Origin of the sequence: Citrobacter sp. CK199, assembly GCF_030333285.1 — a bacterium.
Classification (GTDB): domain Bacteria; phylum Pseudomonadota; class Gammaproteobacteria; order Enterobacterales; family Enterobacteriaceae; genus Citrobacter_B; species Citrobacter_B koseri.
Window position 1 is genome coordinate 1 of the sequence record NZ_JAOWGF010000015.1, and the last position, 408, is coordinate 408.

At 48.5% G+C, this 408-nt stretch carries 1 protein-coding gene and 1 tRNA gene; both read left to right on the top strand.

Annotated features, from left to right (window positions below; translation table 11 throughout):
- Position 1 precedes the first annotated feature (1 nt).
- Positions 2 to 77: transfer RNA gene (locus OGX75_RS00940), tRNA-Thr, on the top strand.
- 116 nt (positions 78 to 193) lie between these two features.
- On the top strand, positions 194 to 408 hold a 215-nt coding region (locus OGX75_RS00945; RefSeq protein ID WP_000031663.1), incomplete at its 3' end, for a GTP-binding protein.

Consider the following 408-nt stretch of genomic DNA (forward strand, 5'->3'; position numbering starts at 1 on the left):
TGCTGATATGGCTCAGTTGGTAGAGCGCACCCTTGGTAAGGGTGAGGTCCCCAGTTCGACTCTGGGTATCAGCACCACTTCACTTCTCCTTCCCGTTTCTCTCTGTATAAACTTAAATATTCAACAATTCAGGCATATCGCCTGGTTGATGTGGTGATATCACCGATTTATCCGTGTCTTAGAGGGACAATCGATGTCTAAAGAAAAGTTTGAACGTACAAAACCGCACGTCAACGTCGGTACTATCGGCCACGTTGACCATGGTAAAACAACGCTGACCGCTGCAATCACTACCGTACTGGCTAAAACCTACGGCGGTGCTGCTCGCGCATTCGACCAGATCGATAACGCGCCGGAAGAAAAAGCTCGTGGTATCACCATCAACACTTCTCACGTTGAATACGACAC